Below are 21,120 nucleotides of genomic sequence, written 5' to 3'. Positions count from 1 at the left end.
TGCTCGTAGCCGAGTCTCACAAGGCGCCGCTGCGACTCGGTTTCCCTATCGACATCGTGGAGCGATGGTTTCCGCGCGTATATCCCAGTGCCTGAGGCTGCAGTCGCGTGCAGTGACTACGCGGTGCTTCGGACGCGGCGAAACCCAGAGTTTCCTTGCCCGGCGTGCGGCCGAAGCCAATCATCCCCGACGAGCAAACCGTCAACCGCTGAGTCTTGCAGCGAACCGAGCTGCATCGTGGCTTCATGAGGTTGGCCGGCAACGGGAGGGGGATGATGAAGAGAACACAGCGCTTGTCCACCACAGTGTTGTATCTGGCGTTACCCGCGGTTGTAGCCGCGCAGGAGGCGCCTGAGACCGCTGAGAGGAGCCTCGAAGAGATCGTCGTGACCGCCCAACGGCGCTCGGAGAGTTTGCAGAGCGTGCCGGTGGCCGTCACGGCGATAACTTCGGATCAGTTGACACGACAAGGCGCGGTTTCGCTGCAGGACATGACAGCGATTGCGCCGAGCTTTGTCGCGGTTCGTAGCGCCGGTTATGGCGCAGCTCCGCTTTCGATTCGCGGTGTCGGTGGTGCGAACGGCGGTGGCAACTTGTTTTCGGACGAGCCAGTCGCCGTCTATGTGGACGGCGCCTACGTTGCGCGCCTGGGCTTGTCCGCTGGCGGGTTGACGGACATCGAATCCGTCCAGGTGCTGCGAGGTCCGCAGGGAACGCTTTACGGGCGTAACTCCACGGCCGGCGCCTTGTTGCTCACCACTCGGAGGCCCACGTCGGAGCTCGAGGCCTATGTCGAGGGTTCCTATAACGATCAGGAAGAGTGGCGCATGGCCGGCGCCCTGTCGGGTCCGATTGCCGGGGATGTTCTGCAGGCGCGCCTCGCGACTTCTTACTATGACGTCCAGGGCTGGGGCACGAATGTCGTCGATGGTTCGCATGTCAACGGTGTCGAGGAATCCACGGTCAGGCTTTCGCTGCGCTTCGCGCCGACATCCAGTTTCACGGCGGACCTGATAGCGGAGCGTTTTCGCAGCGACAGCCAGCCCGGGCTGTTTCGTGTGGCCCGGATTACCGGCGGCGCCGCGGATTCTCCCTGGGTTCGCCGCGACGACTTCAACGAGGCCATGGAGGACAGTCGCTATGCCGTGGACACGCCGAACTACACGGGGATCGATTCAGACTCCGCGACGCTGCTCGCCGAATGGGATGCGGGGCCCGTCGTCTTCAACAGCCTGACGGCCTACCGCACCTTCCACATCGATGCGCGACAGGACAACGATGGCCTGGCCCCCGGCGATACTCCAATCGTGATGCAGGGAGGCAATCAGGGCCGGATTCGCAATGAAGAGTTCACGCAGGAGCTGCGGCTGTCCTCGCCCGACGGACAGGATCTGTCCTGGGTGCTGGGCGCCTTCTACATTTCCGAGCGCAATCGGATCGATCCTTTCGTCATCTTCTCGACGGTCAATTTCTTCGGCTTGGGCACCGATGCAGTGTTCCATGCCAAGCAGCGCCAGAGTGCCCACGCTTTCTTCCTCGACGCCAGTTACAACCTGACGTCCGACCTGACGGCGCGCGTCGGTGTCAGGTACAGCAGCGAAGAGAAGGACTTCGAGAACCGCCAGCAGGTCATCACGCGAACTGGCGGGATCGTACCCATCGGCGGCGGCATGACCGTGCCGGCCGGCTTCGTGATCAGCGCTCCGCCGCTGTTCAAGGACACTGAAGAATGGCACGACACTTCGTTCCGGGCCGTGCTCGATTATCGGCTCACGCGCAACGTCATGTCGTATGTCAGTTACAACCAGGGCTTCAAGTCCGGCGGCTTCAATGCCTTCGGCCTGAGCCCGGCGTTCGAGCCGGAAACCATCGAGGCATTCGAGGTCGGCTTGAAGTCGGAATGGCTCGACAGTCAGGTTCGCGTGAACCTCGCGGCCTTCGATTACTCATATGACAATCTCCAGGTGCGCATCGGTGTGCCCACCGGCGGCGTCGATATTCGCAATGCCGCCGCGGCGGAGATCAAGGGCGGCGAGCTCGAAACGGTGTTCCTGCCGCTCGACGGTCTGAAGTTGAGCTTCAATCTCTCCTATCTGGATGCGCAGTTCACGAAGGGAGCGCTGCCCGCGGTTCCCGCAGACGCGGTCTTCCGCTACGGCACGACCTTGCCCTTGGCGTCAGAGAGCATCGTCGGCAATCGGCTCAGCCGCGCGCCGGAATGGCAAGGCAGCGCCGCGCTGGAATATGAATTCGATGTCTCGGCGTCGCTGCGAATGGCGCTCGGCGGGCACGTTCGTTTCCAGTCGACCACGTTCTTCCTCGAAACGAGCCAGGAACAGAACACCTATCGCCAGGGGGCGTGGGAGGAGGTTGGCGCCTTCATGACGTTGTCCTCGATGGACAAGCGGTGGAGCGCCACGTTGTTCGCGGACAACCTGACCGATGAGCGCTATCTCACGCAGGTCGCGTCATTGGCGGCTTTTCCTTTCGCCGCGCTCAATCAGCCACGCCGGGTGGGTGTCAGAGCCCGTTATTCCTTCTGATCGGAAGGCCGGCGGCGGTGCTACGAATGTTTGAAGTCGATGGATGGATATGCGTCTGATGCAAGACTGGCCCATGACGCTCGACAGGATTCTCGAGCACGCGTACCGGTGGCACGGCGATCAGGAAGTCGTGACCCGCACACCCGAGGGCCCGATAACGCGCGCCAGCTATGCGGAAATCTATCGCCGCGCCAAGCGCCTGTCCTCGGCCCTCGCGGAACTGGGCGTTCGAGCCGGCGACAGAGTGGCGACGCTGGCCTGGAACACTCAGCGGCACCTCGAGGCGTGGTACGCCATCATGGGAATGGGCGCGGTGTGCCATACGGTCAATCCGCGGCTGTTCGTGGATCAGATCGTCTATATCGTCAACCATGCCGAAGACATCCTGATCTTCTCGGATATCAGCTTCGTTCCTCTGCTGAAAGAGATACGCGAGCGCATTCCGAGCACCAGGCACATCGTGCTGATGACGGACCGGAGCACCTTCGCCCGCTGCGATCTGGATGGCGCCCTGTGCTTCGAGGACCTGATCGATCAGGCAGCAGGCGATGCGCCCTGGGGAGGGTTCGATGAGAACTATCCGGCGGGCCTGTGCTACACCTCCGGCACGACGGGAAATCCGAAGGGTGTGCTGTACAGCCACCGCTCGAATTTCATTCACACCCTCGTCACGCTGGCTCCCGACGTTCTCGGCCTCGGGGCGCGAGATTCCATTTTGCCGGTGGTGCCGATGTACCACGCCAATGCCTGGGGCCTCGCGTTCTCTGCGCCAGCCGTCGGCGCGAAGCTGGTCATGCCCGGTTCGCAACTCGACGGGCGTTCTCTGTATGAGCTGATTGCCGACGAGCAGGTGACATTCTCGGCCGCGGTACCAACGGTGTGGCAATCACTCCTCGATTACATGCATGGCGCGCAGCGGCAGCTGGATACTTTGCGCCGAGTCGTTATCGGCGGTGCCGCTGTGCCGGAATCGGTGGTGCGTCGTTTTCGGGACGAGCATGGGATCGAAATCACGCATGCGTGGGGCATGACGGAGATGTCTCCGCTGGGCACGGTAGGTTCGCCCACGCGGCGCACGGACCGGCTCACGGGCGATGAGCGAATCAAGCAGACCCTCAAGCAAGGCCGGCCGCCGTTGGGCGTGGACCTGAAAATCACGGATGAGGCCGGTGCGGCTCAGCCACATGATGGCCAGGCCACGGGTTATCTCAAAGCACGAGGCCCCTTCGTGGTGGCGCATTACTACTGCGCGGAGGACCAGGAACTGCTCGATCAGGAAGGCTATTTCAGCACCGGCGACATCGCCAGCATCGATCGAGACGGCTTCATCCGCATCACCGACCGGGCCAAGGACGTCATCAAGTCGGGCGGCGAATGGATCAGCTCGATCGAGATCGAGAGCATCACCTCGCGTCACCCGGCGGTCGACTCGTGTGCCGTCATCGCGATCCCTCACGTGAAGTGGGGAGAACGGCCGCTGCTCGTCGTCAAGAAACGTCCGGGAATGACCCTGGATCAACAGACGATGAAAGATTTCCTGAAAGACCGGATCGCCTCCTGGTGGATGCCCGAGCGAGTGGAGTTTGTCGCCGATATCCCGCTCGGCCCGACCGGCAAGATCGACAAGAAACTCCTGCGGGAACAGTTCCAGACTGCAGCGCCCGCATCCGCCAAACCAGAGTGAATCGTCAATGAAAGTGTGGAAGGTCTCGCCACTGTACCTGGGGAAGATCACCGGCGGACTGGACCTCGTCTGGCCCAGGATGCTGCCGTCGCCGGCGGAGCGGATCGTGTTCTCCTCGCCCTACCTCGGCTTTCTCCTGCAGGATGGCCAAAGAAACATCGTGGTCGATACCGGCATCTCGGAGAAATACATCGTGAACGGGCTGGCCTGGGGCAGCCTGCCGGCCGAGGGTGGCCAGCAGTTCATGCTCGATGCGCTCGAGAAACACGGCCTGCAGCCTGCCGACATCGATCTGGTGCTCTTTACCCACTTGCACAACGATCATGCCGCCAACAGCCACATCTTCAGCAAGGCGACCTTCGTGTTTCAGGACGAGGAGTGGACCAACGCGCTGCGTCCTCTGCCCAGTCAACTCGCCAAGGGCGACTACGATCCGAACATCGTCGAGGAAGTGCTGCGCATGAAGCGCCTCATGGTGCATGGGGACCTGCAGATCGACGATGGATTGAAACTGCTGCACACGCCGGGCCACACGGCGGGCAGCCAATCCGTGATCGTCAATACTCACAAAGGCGTCATCGCGATCGTCGGCGATCTGTGCCTGATGGATTTCATGGCGTTTCCCGACGCCGGCGTGCTGACGGACATGAACGGCACGATCTACCGCATTCCGACGGCCGATCCCAAGGTGGTCGGGCCGGCGATTCCGCACGGAATCATCTACGACCATTACGCCTTCTATTCCAGCATCAACCGGGTCAAATCAGTCATCAGCCGCGACGAGCCCGGCTACATCGTAACGGGGCACGATGCCTCGGTGCTCGTCCGCGGCCTCTAGAACAGGAGAACAGCAATGATCGTCAGACGCATAGACGACGTGGAGAAGATCGACGTCGGCGTGCCTTTCGGATTGCCGCCGGAAACGGTGATGATCCAATGGATATTCAGCAACTCGATCGGCGACGAGCGCTATCACCACAAGCATGCCGTGCGCAAATACACGTTGGCGCCCGGCATCCCCCTCGAGAGCACGCCGTTCCATCATCACAAGTATGTTCAGTCGCCCTATATCCTGAAGGGCAGCATGATCTTCGAGAACGGCGCCGGCGAGAAATGCATCCTGGGTCCCGGCGACAGCGTGATCTTCCACGAAGACGAGCCGCATCGCGGAGCCGTGCTCGGCTCGGAGCCGGTCGAGCTCATCTGCATCATCGATTGCCCCGGCGGTGGCGAGGATTGCGTGGCGGACGTGCCGAAGAATATCGGCTGCGGATGAGCGCAGCGATTGCCGCCGGAGCGCCGCTGCAGCTCACAGGGTTTTTCGAATCGAACCCTCCGCAGCGGTGCTCTGCGCCGCGAGCGCTGCCCGGATGAAATCGATGAGGAAGGCGATTTCCTCCGCCGTGCCTTGCACGCTCAGGCCCTTGCCCACCGTGAAGCCCTGCACCAGGCGATAGATCATATAGGCCGCGGTCGTAACCGGGACCGGGCGGATCTCGCCCGAAGCCATGCCTTGCTCCAGCACCTGCGAGATGAAGCCGGTCACCTTGGGCTCGATCGAATCGGCGTAGGACGTCTGCAGCAGCGGTGGCGGGTACGCGAAATCCCGCTTCGCCATGGTGACGAAGAAGGCGGCGGAGGAGGAGCATTCGATGGCCAGCCGGATCATCTGCTCGAGCTTCTGCAGGGAGCTGTCGCCGCTGACGCGCGCCGGGTCCAGCCGGCTCATATAAGAATCCACTTCGTGGATGTAAACCGCGTTGAACAGATCCTCCTTCGAACGAAACGCGGAGTAGAGGGTTTTCTTCGACACATGGGCGAGCTTGCAGACTTCGTCCATGCAGGTTCGCTGCGCGCCGTAGGTTAGAAACAACTGTCGCGCGATCTCGATCACTTGTTCTCGCTTCTCAGGATTCATCGCTCTTGCCCCCGCGAGCCCGACGTAACTTCGGCGCAGACAGTGTAGCCGGCCTGTGCCGACGACAATAACCCGGATGCCACGGAAACCATAGTTTCCTTGAGCCCCGCGAGAAGACGGCGCTACCTTCGTCGGCATCAGCGAATCAACGGGAGCAAGAAATGCCGTCACGCAGGGATCTCGTCAAGGGCGCTTTGCTGGCTGCGGTGAGCAGCGGCACGGGTGCCAATCTGGCCGCCGAAGCTGCGTCGCTGAAACGCATGGCCGGCACGCGCCGCGCGACTACTGCCGACTTCATCGTGGTCGGCGCCGGTCACAACGGTCTGGCATGCGCCGCCTATCTCGCGCGCGCCGGACACAAAGTCATCGTGCTGGAGGCGGCTGCGAAGGCCGGCGGCAACACCGCGACCGAACAGCTCACCGCGCCAGGCTTTCTCCATGAGCCTTGCTCGAATACGCCCGGCGGATTGCTGAGAAACAACATTCGCTACGAGCTGGAGCTGGAGAAATACGGACTGCAGTTCGCGAAGGACAACGAGCAGCTGCGCAGCGTCACCTGGATCGGCGCGGACGCGGATATCAAGATGTGGGCGAATCCGGAGCAGACGCTGGCGGAGTTCGAGAAGTACTCGAAGAAAGATGCCGCGCGCCTGCGAGTGCTCATGCGCGATGTGGTGATGCTCGCCAAGGCCTACAACGCCTACAACGGCCGGCCCATCGGCACCGGCCCCACCATCGATCAGATGTTGATGCAATGGAGCAAGGGCCCGGCTTGGGTCCGTCGAGTGCATCAATCCATGCTCGACACGGTGGAGGACAATTTCGAGAACGAGATCGTTCGGGCTTTCATGCTGAGCCGCGGCATGTTCTATCAGATGCCGCCTTTCATGCCGCATACCGGCTGGGCGCCGTTCCTGGTGTTCTTCTTTCATCAGATGGAGGGCTGGGTAACGACGGTGGGCGGCACGGGCGCAATCGCCGCCGCGCTGCAGGCCGGCCTCGAGGCCAAGGGCGGCGAAGTCCGCACGGGTCAATTCGTCACGAGCCTCATCATGAAGGATGGGCGCTGCGCAGGCGTGCGCACGGCCACAGGCGAAGAATATCTGGCCGGGCGTGCAGTCATCTCCTCGATGCATCCGCTGCAGCACATCCGCATGGCGCCGCGCGAATTCGGCGATGCGTATGTTGAAGCCGCGAAGATTCTCCGTACCAGCAAGTCGGAGTCGCTCTTTACGCTGCACTACTCGATGCACAGCCCGCCGCTGTGGAGCGTCGACGGCAAGCAGATGCCATTGGTGCAGACGATGCACATCGACGGCTATTCCGAATGTGTCGAGGCACGCTATCTGGCCATGCAGGGCAAGATGCCGAAGACCTACCCCTCGGTGTCGGCGCTCACGCCCACAGTGCTCGATCCCACGCGCGCGGTAGCGGGAAAACATACATTCAAGGCCGAAACGCTCGTTCCCTACAACCTGGAAGAGGGCGTCGACGAGTGGGACTCGCGCAAGGAGGAGGTGGCGCAAATGATGGTTGCACGCATGAGCCTGCACACCAACAGCTTCAACGACGCGAACATCATCGGGCGCGCGGTGTTCAGTCCGCTGGACATCGAGGGGCGCAACATCAACAACGTAGGCGGCTCGTGCCACGGCATCCCGGAGTTCTTCTCTCAGGAGAACGAGCTGCGCCCGGTCCCCGGATGGGCGGACTACACCACGCCGATACCCGGGCTGTATCAAACCGGAGCGTTCGTGCATCCGGGCGGAAACGTGACGGGGAGCCCGGGTCGTCACGCGGCGTGGCGCGTGCTCAAGGATCAGGGCATCGATCTCGATCAGGCGCTGGCGGCGCAGCGTGCCTGAGCGCAGCGGAATCAGGAGCACAGGAAATGTTGAATACCATTCGTTCGACGGGACAGGCTCTGGCCGCCGTGCTGTGCCTTGCGGCTGCAGGCACGACGCCAGCGGCAGCCGATTCGGCTTCAACTTGCGATGTGAACGCCGGCTTGCGCGTATGGCGCCAGTGCGCGTCATGTCACACCAACAAACCGGATGTGCAGGACAAATCCGGTCCCAATCTCCACGGTGTGGTCGGCCGCAAGGCCGGCACAGTGGCTTACAAGAAAGGCTTTTCCGCGGCCATGCGTGCAGCCAATCTGGTTTGGACGCCCGCCACCCTCGATCGCTTTCTCGCCGATCCAGCCAAAACCGTGCCGGGCACATACATGGTTTTCGTTGGCGTGCCGGACGCGGCGGAAAGGGCGGCGCTGATCTGCTATCTCTCGAACGGCGTGACGAGGTAAGGCGATGACATACCGCAATTCAACTTCTCCTCGATGGGCCGAGGGTCTGCTGGCTGCCGTTGCCTTGCTCGGACTTGCGTGTGCGAGCGTTCAAGCCGCCAACTCCAGCCATGCAACCGCACAGAGCGCAGCCGGCATGGTCGTGGACCATGACGTCAAGATACCGATGCGCGATGGCCTGGAGCTGCGTGCAAACATCTATCGCCCCGATACAGGCCGACATCCCGTCATCATGACTTTGGGGCCCTACGGCAAGGATGTTCACTTCGCCAGGTTTCAGCCCATGGCTGCGAGGATCCTGCAGGAGCGATTCCCGCAGATATGCTCGCAGGGCTCGACGTGCCGCTATGTCAGCTGGGAAACGCCCGATCCCGAGCGTTGGGTGCCGCACGGCTATGTCGTGGTTCGCATCGACTCGCGTGGGGCGGGGAAATCGCCTGGAACACTCGCTCCCTTCTCGCCGCAAGAGATCGATGACTATGTGGACGCAGTCGAATGGGCCGGCGCGCAGCCGTGGTCGAACGGCAAGGTAGGCTTGCTGGGCATCTCGTACTTCGCGGTGAATCAATGGCTCGTCGCAGCGAGACAACCCAAGCATCTGGCCGCGATGATTCCTTGGGAAGGGGCATCGGATCATTACCAGGACGCGATGCGACACGGCGGCATCCTGTCGAACCGCTTCACTGAAATGTGGTGGGCCCGGCAGATCGAACCCGTCCAGCACGGCAACGGCGAGAGCCCATTTCGCGACATGCTGACAGGTGAAATCGTGACCGGTCCCGAAAGCATCAGCCGCGCGGTGCTGATGCGCAATCGCCTGTATCCTATGGAACAAGCGATGCGCCGGCCGCTGCGAGATCAGTGGTATGCGGAGCGATCCCCTGATTTCAGCAAGATCGTCACGCCGTTCATTTCCGTCGCCAACCTGGGCGGGCAAGGACTGCATCTGCAAGGCAACGTGCGCGGCTTCGAGAAAGCGGCCTCGCAGGAGAAGTGGCTGCGTTTCGAAACCGGCTTTCATTTCGCGGGCTTCTATCTGCCCGAAGCGGTCGAGCTGCAGCGGCGTTTCTTCGACCGTTATCTGAAAGGCGTGAGCAATGGTTGGGAGACAACGCCGAGAGTCCACCTCGCCGTGCGCTGGCCGGATCGCGTTCAATCGGCATCTGCCGATGCCTGGCCATTGCCACAAGCGCAGCCTCTGAAGTTGTTTCTCGACGCCGGCCAGATCGCGTTGCGCAGCGCTGCGGGAACCGTCGTCGACTCGGTCAGCTACAACGGATTATCGGACGGAGTTGCCTTCCAGACGGCGCCCATGGCGGCAGACACCATTCTTGCCGGTCCGATCAGCGCCAGGCTCTGGCTGTCATCGTCCACGAGCGACGCCGATGTGTTCGTGACGCTGCAACTGATGTCGCCCGAGCAGAAGGAAGTGACATTCACCGGCGCCTTGGATCCGTTCGCGCCCGTCACCCAAGGTTGGCAGCGCGCTTCGCTTCGTCAGGGAGTGGAGGGGCCGGCTGAGCCGTTGCGCGCGGGCGTACCAGTGCCTGTCGATGTCACCATCTGGCCCACGATTACTGCCGTCCCGAAAGGCTATCGTCTGGTGATGCGAGTGGCCGGGCAGGACTTCGAGCGCGACCACGGCATGATGGGCTTCTACGGCTCCGGTCCATTCCTTCACGACGAGCCCACCGACCGGCCACTGAAAATCTTCGGCGGCATGAACACGATCCACACCGGCGCGAAATTCGACTCGCACCTGCTGTTGCAGACCGTGAGCAAGGACACGTTGGAGTCGGCGGCTGCGCCTCGGAAGCACACCGGCGCGTCGCCTTGACACGGTACGGAGCGATCATGCAGCCATTACCTCACTTATATATAGTCTCCGCACGCGGCGAGACGGCTGGAGCGCTGCAGGTTGCAGCGGACGGCGTGCCAGAGATCGAGAGCGCTGCACCTGCCGAGTTCGGTGGGCCGGGCGATCGATGGTCGCCGGAATCGTTGCTGTGCGCGGCGGTTGCAAGCTGCTTCATCCTCACCTTCCGCGCAGTCGCACGGGCCTCGAAGCTCGAATGGCGTCATCTTTCATGCACGGTCGAGGGCGTGCTGGAGCGCACGCAGGGTGTGACACGGTTCACCCGGATTGTTACCAAAGCCGTGCTCACGGCAGAACCGGGCACAACTGAGGACGCATGCCGCCGTGCCTTGGACAAAGCAGAAGAGGCCTGCCTCATCGCGAATTCACTGCTCTCGACACGGGAGTTGCAAGCCGAGGTGCGCGTCGCCGAAGTCGCATGAGGCCGCGGCGGACGCTCCGGCTCATCCTGCCATCAACCGCAGGCGAGCCGGAACAACGATACGGTCGCCTCGGAGTAATCCGTAGTCGTTGTAGCTGCATTCCCGCGCACCCTTGGGCACGATGGTGACGAAGTCACGGGCGTTGGCGCTGCCGCTGACCTGAATCGCGATTTTCTCACCGACCGCCGCCTCGGCGGGCGCCTTCAACGCAGGCGCCGCCAGCGCGGATGACGTGCCGATCAGCCAGAAGTAGACTAGATGGTTGTGATCCAGCGCACGTTGCAACCTGGTGGACCGGGGTAGCCTTGCCCTCCAAAACTCCTGCTGGAGCACGATGCGGATGCACAGGCCGACCTATGGATCGATGCTGCGCGCGAGCGCTGTGACATTGCTGTTGGCACTCGCTGGCTGCGCGACGATGGATCGGGACGAATGCCTTGCGGTGGATTGGCGCACAGTGGGCTTCGAGGATGGCGCCGCAGGATATGCCGCGGATCGGATCGGACAGCACCGCAAGGCATGTGCGAAGCACGGCGTCACGCCGGATCTGGCGGCCTACCAAGCAGGGCGTCAGGAGGGATTGCGCGAGTACTGCGTGCCGGCGACCGGCTTCAGGTTGGGATCGCAGGGCGGCAGCTACGGTGGCATGTGCGCAGGCGATCTCGAGCCTGCATTCCTCGACGCTTATCGATCGGGCCAGCAACTCCACACACTCGAAACACGCCTGGCGAATGTGAACTATCAGCTCGACGCGAAGCGAGATGCCTTGCAGAAGGCGGAGTCGGACATCGTCAGCCGCTCGGCGCTGGCGATCAGCAGCGAAGCAAGCGCGGAAGAGCGCGCGCAGGCGGTAGTGGATGTGAAGCACCTTGGCGAACGTGTCGGGCGGCTCAAGGCCGAGCTCCGGCAGCTTGCAGACGACCGCATCCACTGCGAGCGCGATCTCGACGATTTTCGGGCGACTTTGCAGCTGACTCCGTAGGGCCGCTGTTCGCGGCCGGAACACAGACTTTTCGAGCGTGGGCGCCGGCGGCATCGCTATCGGCTCTGGGCTCGCGCTGATGGCGTTCCAACATCGCCGCCGACCACGCTTGCCATGGACGGCGACTTGCTCAGCTTCGCCTCCATCCTGCGCAACGCTGCGCAGGAGCGGGATCCCCGCCTGGTCTGGAGGGTGAAGGGCATTCCCAATGAATCGCTCTACGTGGCACCGGTCGCGTGCAAGTTCTTCTTCGAGCCAACGCTCGCGAGACTGCGCGCTACCGGGTTGCGCGACGAGTTGACGTTCGAAACAGTGACGCTGGACGCCATTCCCGCGGGAATGTCCGGCAAGCCGCTGGTGGCCTTGCAGTGGGTCATCGGCGAAATGATCGGAGCTGCGGGCTTGCTGCCGTGGCTCAAGGCCGACCAGGCCCTGCGGTTGAAGAGCTGGCCAATTTTCCCGTGCTCAACCACGATGCGACACACCGGCGCATCGCTGCCTTGCTGACCCAGCGGGCCTGCAACCTCACGCAACCGATGCAGGCGGCGCAAATGGATCTGCTGACGATAAGGGGCTTCGTCAACGCGTCCAGTCTGTGCGGCTACCTGGTGGCAGGCGTTGGAGCCGGCTCGCCGATCGGCGCTACCTCTCAGCGCTCGGCGCCGATCCTGACCATGAGCTTGCCTTCATTGCCGCCGGTGTAGAGCAGGTTCAGCGCCTCGGCCGCGTTTTCCAAGCCATCGACGATGTGCAGCCGATAGCGCAGCTTGCCCTCGAGCATCCACTGCGCCAGCTCGGCCGTCATGCGTGGGTACTCATCGAGATGATCCAGGATGACAAAGCCCCGCACCGTCAGCCGCCGCATGATCACGTTACGAAACATATAGGGACCCGGTGCGGCCGTGCCGGTCGAGTTGTAGGTCGAAATGAGGCCGCACACGACCACGCGGCCGAAGTTGTTCATCAACGTCAGCCCCGCGTCGAGCGCTTCACCGCCGACGTTCTCGAAGTGCACGTCGATGCCGTTGGGGCAGCAACGGCGTAAGCACTCGAGTACGGGCTCGGCGCGATAGTTGACCGCGGCATCGAAGCCCAACTCGTCGGTCAACCAGCGGCATTTTTCGCGGGAACCCGCGATGCCCACGGCCCGGCATCCCTTGAGTTTGGCGAGCTGTCCGACCAGCGAACCCACGGCGCCCGCTGCGGCGGTGACAACGACAGTATCGCCGGGCTTCGGCTGCCCCACGCTGAGCAGCCCGTAGTGCGCGGTCGGGCCCGCGACGGTGAGAATGCCGAACGTATCAGCGAGCGGCAGACCGGCAACACGCGCGAAGCTCTGAAAGCCTTGTGCATCGGTGACGAAGTAATCCGACCAGGTGTGCAGCCCTGCCACGAGCGTGCCCGGCGCGAAGGCTGGATTGCGCGACTGCACAACCTCGCCGACCACGAACCCACGCATCGGCTCGCCGACGTGCACCGGCTCCATGTAGATGTCCCAGTCGCTGATCCAGACGCGATTGGTTGCGTCCAACGACAGATACAAAGTGCGTACGAGGATGTCTCCCTCGCGCAGCGCCGGTAAGGGCTCCTCGCGCAGCACGAGCGTGTCGCCTTCGATCGTCGCTTTCGGACGCGCGTTGAAGTACCAGCGCCTGGCAATGCGGCTCATGCTCCCCTCCAAGCCAGTTCGAACAATGACACCTTAGCCGATATCGAGCACGCCGCGCCCATTCTTCCGGGTGGGTGTGAGGGGCGCGGCGGGTGCTACTTATTCAATCCTGCACCGGCTACGCCAGGAGCCTCCAGCGACGCTCCCTGGCGAAGGATGGGGCTGCAAGCGTGAGCCGCGACTATCGCGCCGCGTGCAGCTGTAGCAGCGGCTCGAAGGGGGACCGGCGCTTGCCGGCGAACGACAAAACCGACGCGCGACAGACGCGTCCTCGAAATGAGGTCATCGGCTCATGGCACATACCATCATTCGTCGGGTTGCAATGGCAACGCTGGGCTTCGCTGTGTGCGAAGCCCCGGCTCATGCGCAGGACGACGTCGACTCCACGCCGCGTCTCGAAGTAGTCGTCGTGACGGCACAGCGCCGCAGCGAATCGCTGCAGGATGTGCCGATCGCCATCTCGGCGCTCGATGCAAGAACGCTGCGCGAAGGCGGCTATGTAGACGTGGAAGATCTGAGCGGCCAGGTGCCGAACCTGCAAGTGAGCGCGCTGTGGGGCACATCGGCGCCGAAGATCTTCATGCGTGGCGTCGGCAACAACAACTTCAATCAAACCGCTGAGAGCAAAGTCGCCAGCTACGTGGATCAGGTCTATCTCGGCGCACCCTCGGGACAATTGTTTCAGATGTTCGACCTGGAGCGTGTCGAAGTGCTGCGCGGACCGCAGGGAACGTTGTATGGGAAGAATGCGACCGGGGGCGCCATCTCCGTCGCCTCGCGCACGCCTACTGCGATACCGGGCGGCTATGCACGCCTGGGCTTTGGCAACTACGATGCCATCGAAGCGGAAGCGGCTATCAACGTTCCGTTGTCAGACGCCGTGCAGACGCGCACCGCGGCTACGTACCGCAAGCGTGACGGCTACGTGACCGATCTGGGCACGAATGAAAAAGTGAACGACGCGGATCAATGGGCTGCGCGCTCGATCTGGCGTTTCAAGCCGAGCGACGATCTCGAAGTCCTGCTGAATGTGCACGGTGGCGCCAGCAGCTCGACCCACAACAACTCCACGCACCGCGGGCTGTTCGATCCAGCGGCGCTTGCGCTCGGCCAGACCGTCCGGCTGCCGAGCGCGCAGATCATTGCGGGCGGCGGCGTGGATATCCTCGGCTATCGCGATCCGAATGCCGATCCCTACGTCAACACTTACGGCACGCCCACCTTCGCCGATATCGACCTGTTCGGCACCTCGCTGCTGGCGAACATCGGCCTGGGCGATTACACGCTCACGTCCATCACCGGCTACGAGCGTTCCAAGCGCCACGTGCTGCAGGAAGGCAATGGCGCGCCGAGCACGATTTTCACCATCGACTGGGGTCCCTCCGATTTCCAGCAGTTGTCGCAGGAGCTGCGCATCACCTCGCCCGACGACGCGCGCTTCAAGTGGGTGGCGGGCTTGTTCGTGTTCGACGAGAGCGGCGAGGTGAACAACTTCTATCGGCTCACCTCGGTGAACTTCGCGCTCGGGTTCGACGCATTCGACCAGTTCTACGAGCAGAACACGCGCGACTATGCGGCATTCGGCCAGGGCACACTCGAGCTCACCGATACGCTCAGCCTCACGCTCGGCGCGCGTTACACATACGAAGAGCGCGACATCGATCATGTCACCTACATCGGTGATGAGAACCGCAATCACATCCTCGCGTTCGTCGATGTCGACCTCGAAGAGAGCTGGAGCGAGTGGTCCGGACGCATCGCCCTCGACTACAAACCCAGCGCCTCGCTCATGTTCTTCGCCAGTGTCAATCGCGGTTTCACCACGGGCGGCTTCAACACGGGAGCTTTCAACGATCCGGTCGGCGCCGCGGAGATCTTCGATCCGGAGATCCTTACCAGCTACGAGCTGGGTATGAAGAGCACACTGTTCAGCGAACGGGTGCGTTTCGCCGCCACGACCTTCCTGTACGACTACAAGGATCTGCAGGTCTTCACGTTCACGCCGTCCGGACAGCAGTTCATCGAGAATGCCTCGGACGCCAAGGCCTCCGGGCTGGAGCTGGAGTTGCAGGCGCTGCTCACGGATCGGCTCGAGGTGACCGCGAGCGCCGGCCTGTTGCGCACCGAATACGAGAACTTCGTTCGTGGCAGCGAAAACCTCAGCGGCAACCGGATGATCGGCGCACCCGAGGAGCAGTTCGCCTTGGGCTTCAGATACGAGCAGCCGACGCCGTTCGGGAATGTGACGGCTCGCGGTACCTTTACTCATACCGGGCATCGCTACTATGACGAACGAGAGCTCGAGGAGATCTCGAGTCAGGGCTCCGACTACAACCTGGATGGAAGTGTCACGTGGACCGATCCACGGGAACGGTTCTCGGTGTCGCTGTGGGGAAAAAATCTCACTGACGAAACCACCATCATCGACGTGGTCGACGTGGGCCTGTTCGGCTATCAGAACGTCTGGTACAACATGCCACGCACCTATGGCGTGACTCTGAACTACGATTTCTGAGCTTCGCTGCCGGAGCGCGCGCCGTGCTATCCTGTGACGAGTCAGTGTCACAGGCCGAGCAGGACGGCATGGCGCGACAAACAACGGCGCGACAAACGAGTGTGGAGAGTAACCGCACCAGGAATGCGTCATCGAATGTGATCGTCGTGCGTCGCGCGCTGGTCGCGCGCGTACGCGCGGCCGAGCGTGCGCGTCTCATTATCGTTCACGCGCCCGCCGGTTTTGGCAAATCGACCCTTCTACGCCAGATTGCCTTCGACCTTGAATCGCGGGGCGTTGCAACGGCCTGGGTGACGCTCAGCGCGCACGATTCGGACGCGGCGCATTTCCTCAAGCTACTCGAGGAAGTGCGCTTCAGCAATGCCGACCCGCCGCGCGCAAAGGGCGCAAGCGCCCGCGATAGAAAGGCGATGGCGCCCCGCCTGTTTGCACAATTGGGCTCGGTACAGCAACCCGCCGCGCTGTTCATCGACGATTTCGAGCATGCCTGCTCGCCGGGAATCGTCACCATGCTGGAGCGCATCGTCGCGGACCTGCCGCCGGGAAAGCAGATCTATCTCGGCAGTCGCACGCTGCCCGAGTTGCCCATCGCCCGCCTGTTGCTGAACGAACAGGCGCTCGTCTTCGGCAGCGCGGATCTGCGTTTCGATCTGAGCGAGACGCGTGCCTTCCTCGCGCAGCGACCGCAGATCACGCTCAATGAGGTCAGCGATATTCACGCCCGAACCGAAGGGTGGCCGGCAGCGCTGCGGTTTCTCAGTCTCGCACGCCCGCAAGGCGGACCGATTCCGCGTATCTCGGGAGGCGACGGCGTCACCCCCGAGCTGCTGGATTTTCTGGCGACCGACGTGCTGCGGGCCCAGTCCGCCGAGACACAAAAATTCCTGTTGACCACTTGCCTGGCGGAGCGGCTCTGCGGCGATCTCGTGAACGAGCTGTTGGGCTGCAACGACGGCGCCGTGCGTCTCGAGCAGGTGGCAAGAGCCGGACTGTTCCTCGAGCCGCTCGACGCCGAACGGCGCTGGTTCCGATATCACCATCTATTTCGCGAGTACCTTCGGCAACAACTGCGTATCGCTGTGGGCGCGGACGAGCTACGGATTCGGCATGCGCGAATCGGCGCCTGGTGCGCTAAACACGGTGCGGCGGAGGAGGCAATCGTGCATCTGATGGCTGCCGACGAGCAGGCGCTCGCGGCGCAACTGCTGGAGGCGTCGGTCGATCGCTTCGTGCGTGAGGAGCGCCTGGATCTGATCGTGCGACTCGTGCAGCGGCTCGATCCCGAAGCGTTGCTCGCCTCGGAAGCGACGCAAAGTGCGGCAGTCATCGCCTATGGCTTTCGACGTATGTACGCCCGTGCGCATCGCCTGCTCGACTGGCGCCGCGAGCGACTCGAGAGCGAGCGCGGCGAGCGGCAGGAATGGGGCCGCTACCACGGCTTGCGGGTGTTCGTGCTCGCCGCCGAGGATCGAGTCGAGGAGTTGGGCCGCACGGCCGCGGAAACGCTGCAACTGCTGGACGAGAGCGATCCATTCACTTGTGGCGTGGCTATGAACGCCCATGCGTTCTGGCTCGGTGCGCAGAGTCGCTTCCACGAGGCTCATGACCTGCTGGTTCGCGCGCGCACGCTGCACGAAGCCGCCGATAATCTTTTTGGGCGTGGCTATCAGGAGAGCATCGCGGCGAGCCTGTTGCACTCGCAAGGAAAATTGCAGGAGGCGACGCTCGCGCTGCGCCGAGCGCAGATGGCCACTGAATCGGACGCCCCGGTTGGTGCCGTGGCCGGAGCCGTCATCGCCGCCTATCTCGGCGATGCGTTGTATGAGGCGAACGAGATCGACGAAGCAGAGAGCCTGCTCAACACCTACCTGCCGCTGATCGAACAGCATTGCATCGTTGACCCGCTCGCGGTGACTTACAGCACGCTCGCGCGTATCGCGCTGCTGCGCGGTCAGCGCACGGTCGCTCAGGATATGCTTCAACGCGCGATCTACATCGGGCATCAGCACCGGCTACACCGGCTGGTCGTCTATGGTCGCGCGGAGCTGGCGAGGCTCGCGACCTTCGACGGCGATCTGCGCACCGCCAGGGACGAGCTGGCGCTGTGCGCTCCACTCGAACAGGAGCAACCGACGGATCTGTTCTTTCATGCAGGCGAGATCGAGGCTCAGGGGATCACGCGGCTGCGGTTGCAGGTCTACGGCGGAGAACAAGGTGAGGCGCATTCTCAGCTGCTGCGCGAAATTCGCACGGCGGAATCACGCAGACGCACGCGCCGATGGATACGCCTGAAAGTGCTGCTCGCAATCTGCCAGGATCTCGAAAACCAGACCAATGCCGCGCGGCGCACGTTGCTCGAAGCTTTGCGTGCCGGCCACGCCGGGGGGTTCATGCGGGTGTTCCTGGATGAAGGTCCCCGCTTCAACAAATTGCTGCGAGAGATCGCGCAGTCCCGGCGCGAGAGTGCGGTCGCTCAGGGCAATGAGAGCCTCGATGAGTACCTGCAGGCGCTGCTCGATGAGATGCCAAGCTCGGCAGTGGGCCGCCCCGCGGCCAGTGGTAGCGGCGGCGGGATCGCGGCACAGACGCTCACCGAGCGCGAGAAAGACCTGTTGCGCATGGTGGCGAGCGGCTACACCAATCAAGATCTCGCCGAACGCCTGTCAGTGTCCGAGAACACGGTGAAGTGGCACCTGCGGAACGTCTACGACAAGCTCAATACGCGCAACCGCCTGCAGGCCGTGAATACGGCAAGACACCTGGGCCTGATCGAGTAAAGCAGCGCGCGCCGCCGCCCCCTCTTCTTTCGGGTGGGGATCGCGCATTTGCTCCCGCGCTATGGTGTGCCATCGAAATCGACACGCCCACGAGGCGCGCTTCCATGGCATTGCTCGTCAGCATCGACAACGGCGGAACGCTCACGGATGTGTGCGGGTTCGACGGCGATCGGATCTACCACGCCAAGACGCTCACCACGCCGCACGACCTGACCGAATGTCTGATCAACGGCCTGAAGGCGCTGGCCGTGCAAATCTACGGCGAAGAAGATCTGCCGCGCATCGTCGCTTCGATCGATCACCTGCGCTATTCGACCACGCAAGGGACGAATGCGATCGTCCAGCGCAAGGGCCCACGGCTTGGCTTGCTGGCCGACGACCCACTGCTGGCCGATTCGCTGCGCGCCCAAGCCCCTGACCTGTTCGATCAGCTGGTCGGCGCGCGAGTCGCGCTGGTCGATCAGCAGACCGCAACGGATCGTCACGCGCTAGCCCGAATCGTTACGGACCTCGTCGCCAGGGGCGCCAACCGGATCGTGGTGGCGATGAGTGGCTCGGCGGACGCCGAGCGTGACGTGAAGCGCCTGCTGTACAGCGCATTCCCGCGACATCTGCTCGGCGCGGTGCCTCTGCTGTTCTCTACCGAGCTCACCGCGCTCGGCAACCCTGTGAGGCGCAGCTGGTCGGCGTTGCTGAACGCCTTCCTGCACCCTTCGATGGAACGATTTCTGTACGGTGCGGAGGAGCGATTGCGCGCGCTGCGTAATCGCAACCCTTTGCTGGTGTTTCGCAACGATGGCAACTCGACGCGTGTCGCCAAGACGGTTGCGCTGAAGACCTACTCGTCAGGTCCGCGAGGCGGCGTGCTTGGCGCATCGCGCCTGTGCGAGCACTACCAGATCGACCAGGCCGTTTCGATCGACATCGGCGGCACGACGACCGACATCGCGCTGTTCGAGCGTTACGCTTGCGCCGAACACCTGCTAGGGCAGATCGAATCCGCGCCAGTATCGATCCCATTGGCGGACGTGCGTAGCATCGGTGCGGGCGGCAGCTCGATCATTCGGGTGCGCGACGGCATCGTGTGCGTCGGCCCGGAGAGTGTCGGCTCCGCGCCAGGACCGGCGTGCTTTGGACGCGGCGGTACGCTCCCCACAGTCACCGATGCCGCACTTGCCGCTGGCCTCTTCGATCCAGCCTCCTATTTTTCCGGAAGGCTGCCGCTCGATCCGGAGCGCGCGCGGCGCGCGCTCGGCGAGCACGTCGCCGCCCCTCTGGGCGTGTCGCTGGACGTTGCAATCAAGCGCAGCCTCGACGCCTATCACTGCCAGATTGCTGCGGCCATTCGACAGTGCGGCGACTTGCGGCCGGACGCTTGTCTGATCGCCTTTGGTGGCGCGGGTCCCATGAGCGCCTGTGAGATCGCCGACCTTGCAGGAATCTCGCGTGTGCTGATTCCTCGCTACGCCGCAGTGTTCAGTGCATTCGGTATCGGCTTCAGCGACATCCAGCACACGTACACCTACCCGGTCGCGCAGCTCACACCCGATTCGATTGCGGATGCAAAGCGTGCGTTGCGCGAGCAGGCTCGACGAGGCATGCAGGCCGAAGGGTTCGAAGCCGAGGGCTGCCGGCTGCGCTGGTCATTGCTGCGCGAACGCGACGGCGGCGTGGCTCGATCCCCCTTGCCGGATCACGATGTTTCCTCGCCCGACAGCGGCGGTTGGATCGAGCTGGAAATCACACGACCGATTCCGAAGCCGGCATTGAACTCGGCCGCGCGCCCCGCGCCGCGTGCCGCCGTCTCGACAGCAACGCGCCAGATGGGCCGGTCCCTGCCGTTGTTCCGATTGGAATCGCTGCAGCCTGGGGAGTACGGCGATGGCCCTTGTTTGATCGAGGAAGCGTACTTCACCGCGCAGGCACCGGCCGGTTGGCGCTTCGAGGTCACGTCGAACCGGGACCTGTTGCTCGCGCCCGTATAGGAGGCCGTCGATGAAAGTTTTCGTCACCGAAGCGCTCGTCATCGATCTCGACCGCGAGACGTGGATGTGCCGCCGCTGTGGTCATGAGCTTGGTTCCGCTCGCAAGCCGTACAAGCACGGGATGCTGGTGCGCGCCAGGGCGCCGGCAGAAGTCCATGCTCCGATACTCGACGCCTCGAAGTACGACTTCACGTTTGCGCCGGACCCCGAGTGGGTGCAACTGCTCGAATACTGCTGCCCCTCCTGCGGCCGCCTCGCGGAGGTCGAATACCTGCCGCCGGGACATCCACCGGCGGAGGACATCGAGCTCGATCTCGATGCACTCAAGCAACAGTGGCGCTCGCGCGATGCGCTGACCGAGCCGACCGTCGGTCCGCCGTTCGCCGCACCAGCTCATCATCACCACAAGCAGCGCGACGGCGGCTGAGTCCGCGGCTTGCGCAT

Annotated in this window: 17 protein-coding genes; 14 read left to right on the top strand and 3 right to left on the bottom strand. The window is 63.1% G+C overall.

What is annotated here, in order from left to right:
* Positions 1–275 precede the first annotated feature (275 nt).
* Genes VGE08_RS25070 through VGE08_RS25055 form a run of 4 tightly spaced genes read left to right on the top strand, consistent with a single transcriptional unit; the run spans position 276 to position 5,503 of the window.
* Positions 276–2,543 (top strand): TonB-dependent receptor, encoded by a 2,268-nt coding sequence (locus VGE08_RS25070; protein ID WP_331070674.1) that lies wholly within the window; start codon positions 276–278, stop codon positions 2,541–2,543.
* A 49-nt stretch (positions 2,544–2,592) separates the two neighbouring features.
* On the top strand, positions 2,593–4,227 hold the full coding sequence (locus VGE08_RS25065) for a long-chain-fatty-acid--CoA ligase (protein ID WP_331070673.1): 1,635 nt from the start codon (positions 2,593–2,595) through the stop codon (positions 4,225–4,227).
* Positions 4,228–4,234: 7 nt separating this feature from the next.
* Complete coding sequence (locus tag VGE08_RS25060) at positions 4,235–5,065, top strand: N-acyl homoserine lactonase family protein (RefSeq protein ID WP_331070672.1); 831 nt, start codon at positions 4,235–4,237, stop codon at positions 5,063–5,065.
* Positions 5,066–5,080: 15 nt separating this feature from the next.
* Complete coding sequence (locus tag VGE08_RS25055) at positions 5,081–5,503, top strand: cupin domain-containing protein (RefSeq protein WP_331070671.1); 423 nt, start codon at positions 5,081–5,083, stop codon at positions 5,501–5,503.
* Positions 5,504–5,536: 33 nt separating this feature from the next.
* Here VGE08_RS25055 and VGE08_RS25050 read toward each other — a convergent pair whose 3' ends face one another.
* Positions 5,537–6,145 carry a TetR/AcrR family transcriptional regulator gene (locus tag VGE08_RS25050; protein WP_331070670.1) on the bottom strand — a complete coding sequence of 203 codons (609 nt, stop codon included), beginning with the start codon at positions 6,143–6,145 and terminating at the stop codon, positions 5,537–5,539.
* Positions 6,146–6,306: 161 nt separating this feature from the next.
* Here VGE08_RS25050 and VGE08_RS25045 point away from each other — a divergent pair, with 161 nt between their 5' ends.
* The 4 genes from VGE08_RS25045 to VGE08_RS25030 are packed head-to-tail and all read left to right on the top strand — an operon-like array spanning position 6,307 to position 10,748.
* A complete protein-coding gene (locus VGE08_RS25045; protein ID WP_331070669.1) occupies positions 6,307–8,010 on the top strand; it encodes an NAD(P)/FAD-dependent oxidoreductase in 1,704 nt (567 codons plus the stop codon).
* 26 nt (positions 8,011–8,036) lie between these two features.
* Positions 8,037–8,450 carry a hypothetical protein gene (locus VGE08_RS25040; protein ID WP_331070668.1) on the top strand — a complete coding sequence of 138 codons (414 nt, stop codon included), beginning with the start codon at positions 8,037–8,039 and terminating at the stop codon, positions 8,448–8,450.
* A 4-nt stretch (positions 8,451–8,454) separates the two neighbouring features.
* Complete coding sequence (locus VGE08_RS25035) at positions 8,455–10,287, top strand: CocE/NonD family hydrolase (RefSeq protein ID WP_331070667.1); 1,833 nt, start codon at positions 8,455–8,457, stop codon at positions 10,285–10,287.
* 17 nt (positions 10,288–10,304) lie between these two features.
* Positions 10,305–10,748, top strand: coding sequence for an OsmC family protein (locus tag VGE08_RS25030; RefSeq protein WP_331070666.1), 444 nt, complete (start codon positions 10,305–10,307; stop codon positions 10,746–10,748).
* A gap of 21 nt (positions 10,749–10,769) precedes the next feature.
* Here VGE08_RS25030 and VGE08_RS25025 read toward each other — a convergent pair whose 3' ends face one another.
* A complete protein-coding gene (locus VGE08_RS25025; protein WP_331070665.1) occupies positions 10,770–11,033 on the bottom strand; it encodes a hypothetical protein in 264 nt (87 codons plus the stop codon).
* 55 nt (positions 11,034–11,088) lie between these two features.
* On the opposite strand from VGE08_RS25025, the gene VGE08_RS25020 reads away from it, so the two are divergent.
* Together VGE08_RS25020 and VGE08_RS25015 are read left to right on the top strand one after the other, a co-directional pair.
* A complete protein-coding gene (locus tag VGE08_RS25020; RefSeq protein ID WP_331070664.1) occupies positions 11,089–11,730 on the top strand; it encodes a DUF2799 domain-containing protein in 642 nt (213 codons plus the stop codon).
* Positions 11,731–11,844: 114 nt separating this feature from the next.
* The gene (locus tag VGE08_RS25015) at positions 11,845–12,237 is read left to right on the top strand and encodes a hypothetical protein (protein ID WP_331070663.1); all 393 of its coding nucleotides are present in this window, start codon (positions 11,845–11,847) and stop codon (positions 12,235–12,237) included.
* Positions 12,238–12,379: 142 nt separating this feature from the next.
* On the opposite strand, the gene VGE08_RS25010 is transcribed toward VGE08_RS25015, so the two are convergent.
* Positions 12,380–13,399 carry an NADP-dependent oxidoreductase gene (locus VGE08_RS25010; RefSeq protein ID WP_331070662.1) on the bottom strand — a complete coding sequence of 340 codons (1,020 nt, stop codon included), beginning with the start codon at positions 13,397–13,399 and terminating at the stop codon, positions 12,380–12,382.
* 292 nt (positions 13,400–13,691) lie between these two features.
* Between VGE08_RS25010 and VGE08_RS25005 the strand changes: the two genes are divergently transcribed.
* The 4 genes from VGE08_RS25005 (at position 13,692) to VGE08_RS24990 (ending at position 21,103) form a co-directional block, all read left to right on the top strand.
* Positions 13,692–15,914 (top strand): TonB-dependent receptor, encoded by a 2,223-nt coding sequence (locus tag VGE08_RS25005; protein WP_331070661.1) that lies wholly within the window; start codon positions 13,692–13,694, stop codon positions 15,912–15,914.
* A gap of 68 nt (positions 15,915–15,982) precedes the next feature.
* Positions 15,983–18,691 carry a LuxR C-terminal-related transcriptional regulator gene (locus VGE08_RS25000; RefSeq protein ID WP_331070660.1) on the top strand — a complete coding sequence of 903 codons (2,709 nt, stop codon included), beginning with the start codon at positions 15,983–15,985 and terminating at the stop codon, positions 18,689–18,691.
* A 104-nt stretch (positions 18,692–18,795) separates the two neighbouring features.
* Positions 18,796–20,676 carry a hydantoinase/oxoprolinase family protein gene (locus VGE08_RS24995; protein WP_331070659.1) on the top strand — a complete coding sequence of 627 codons (1,881 nt, stop codon included), beginning with the start codon at positions 18,796–18,798 and terminating at the stop codon, positions 20,674–20,676.
* A gap of 10 nt (positions 20,677–20,686) precedes the next feature.
* Positions 20,687–21,103 (top strand): acetone carboxylase subunit gamma, encoded by a 417-nt coding sequence (locus VGE08_RS24990; RefSeq protein WP_331070658.1) that lies wholly within the window; start codon positions 20,687–20,689, stop codon positions 21,101–21,103.
* The last annotated feature ends 17 nt before the right edge of the window (positions 21,104–21,120 follow it).

This window comes from Steroidobacter sp. (assembly GCF_036406195.1).
Lineage (GTDB): Bacteria > Pseudomonadota > Gammaproteobacteria > Steroidobacterales > Steroidobacteraceae > Steroidobacter.
Note: the sequence above shows the minus strand (reverse complement) of the source record. Positions and strands in the feature narration are given on the sequence as shown.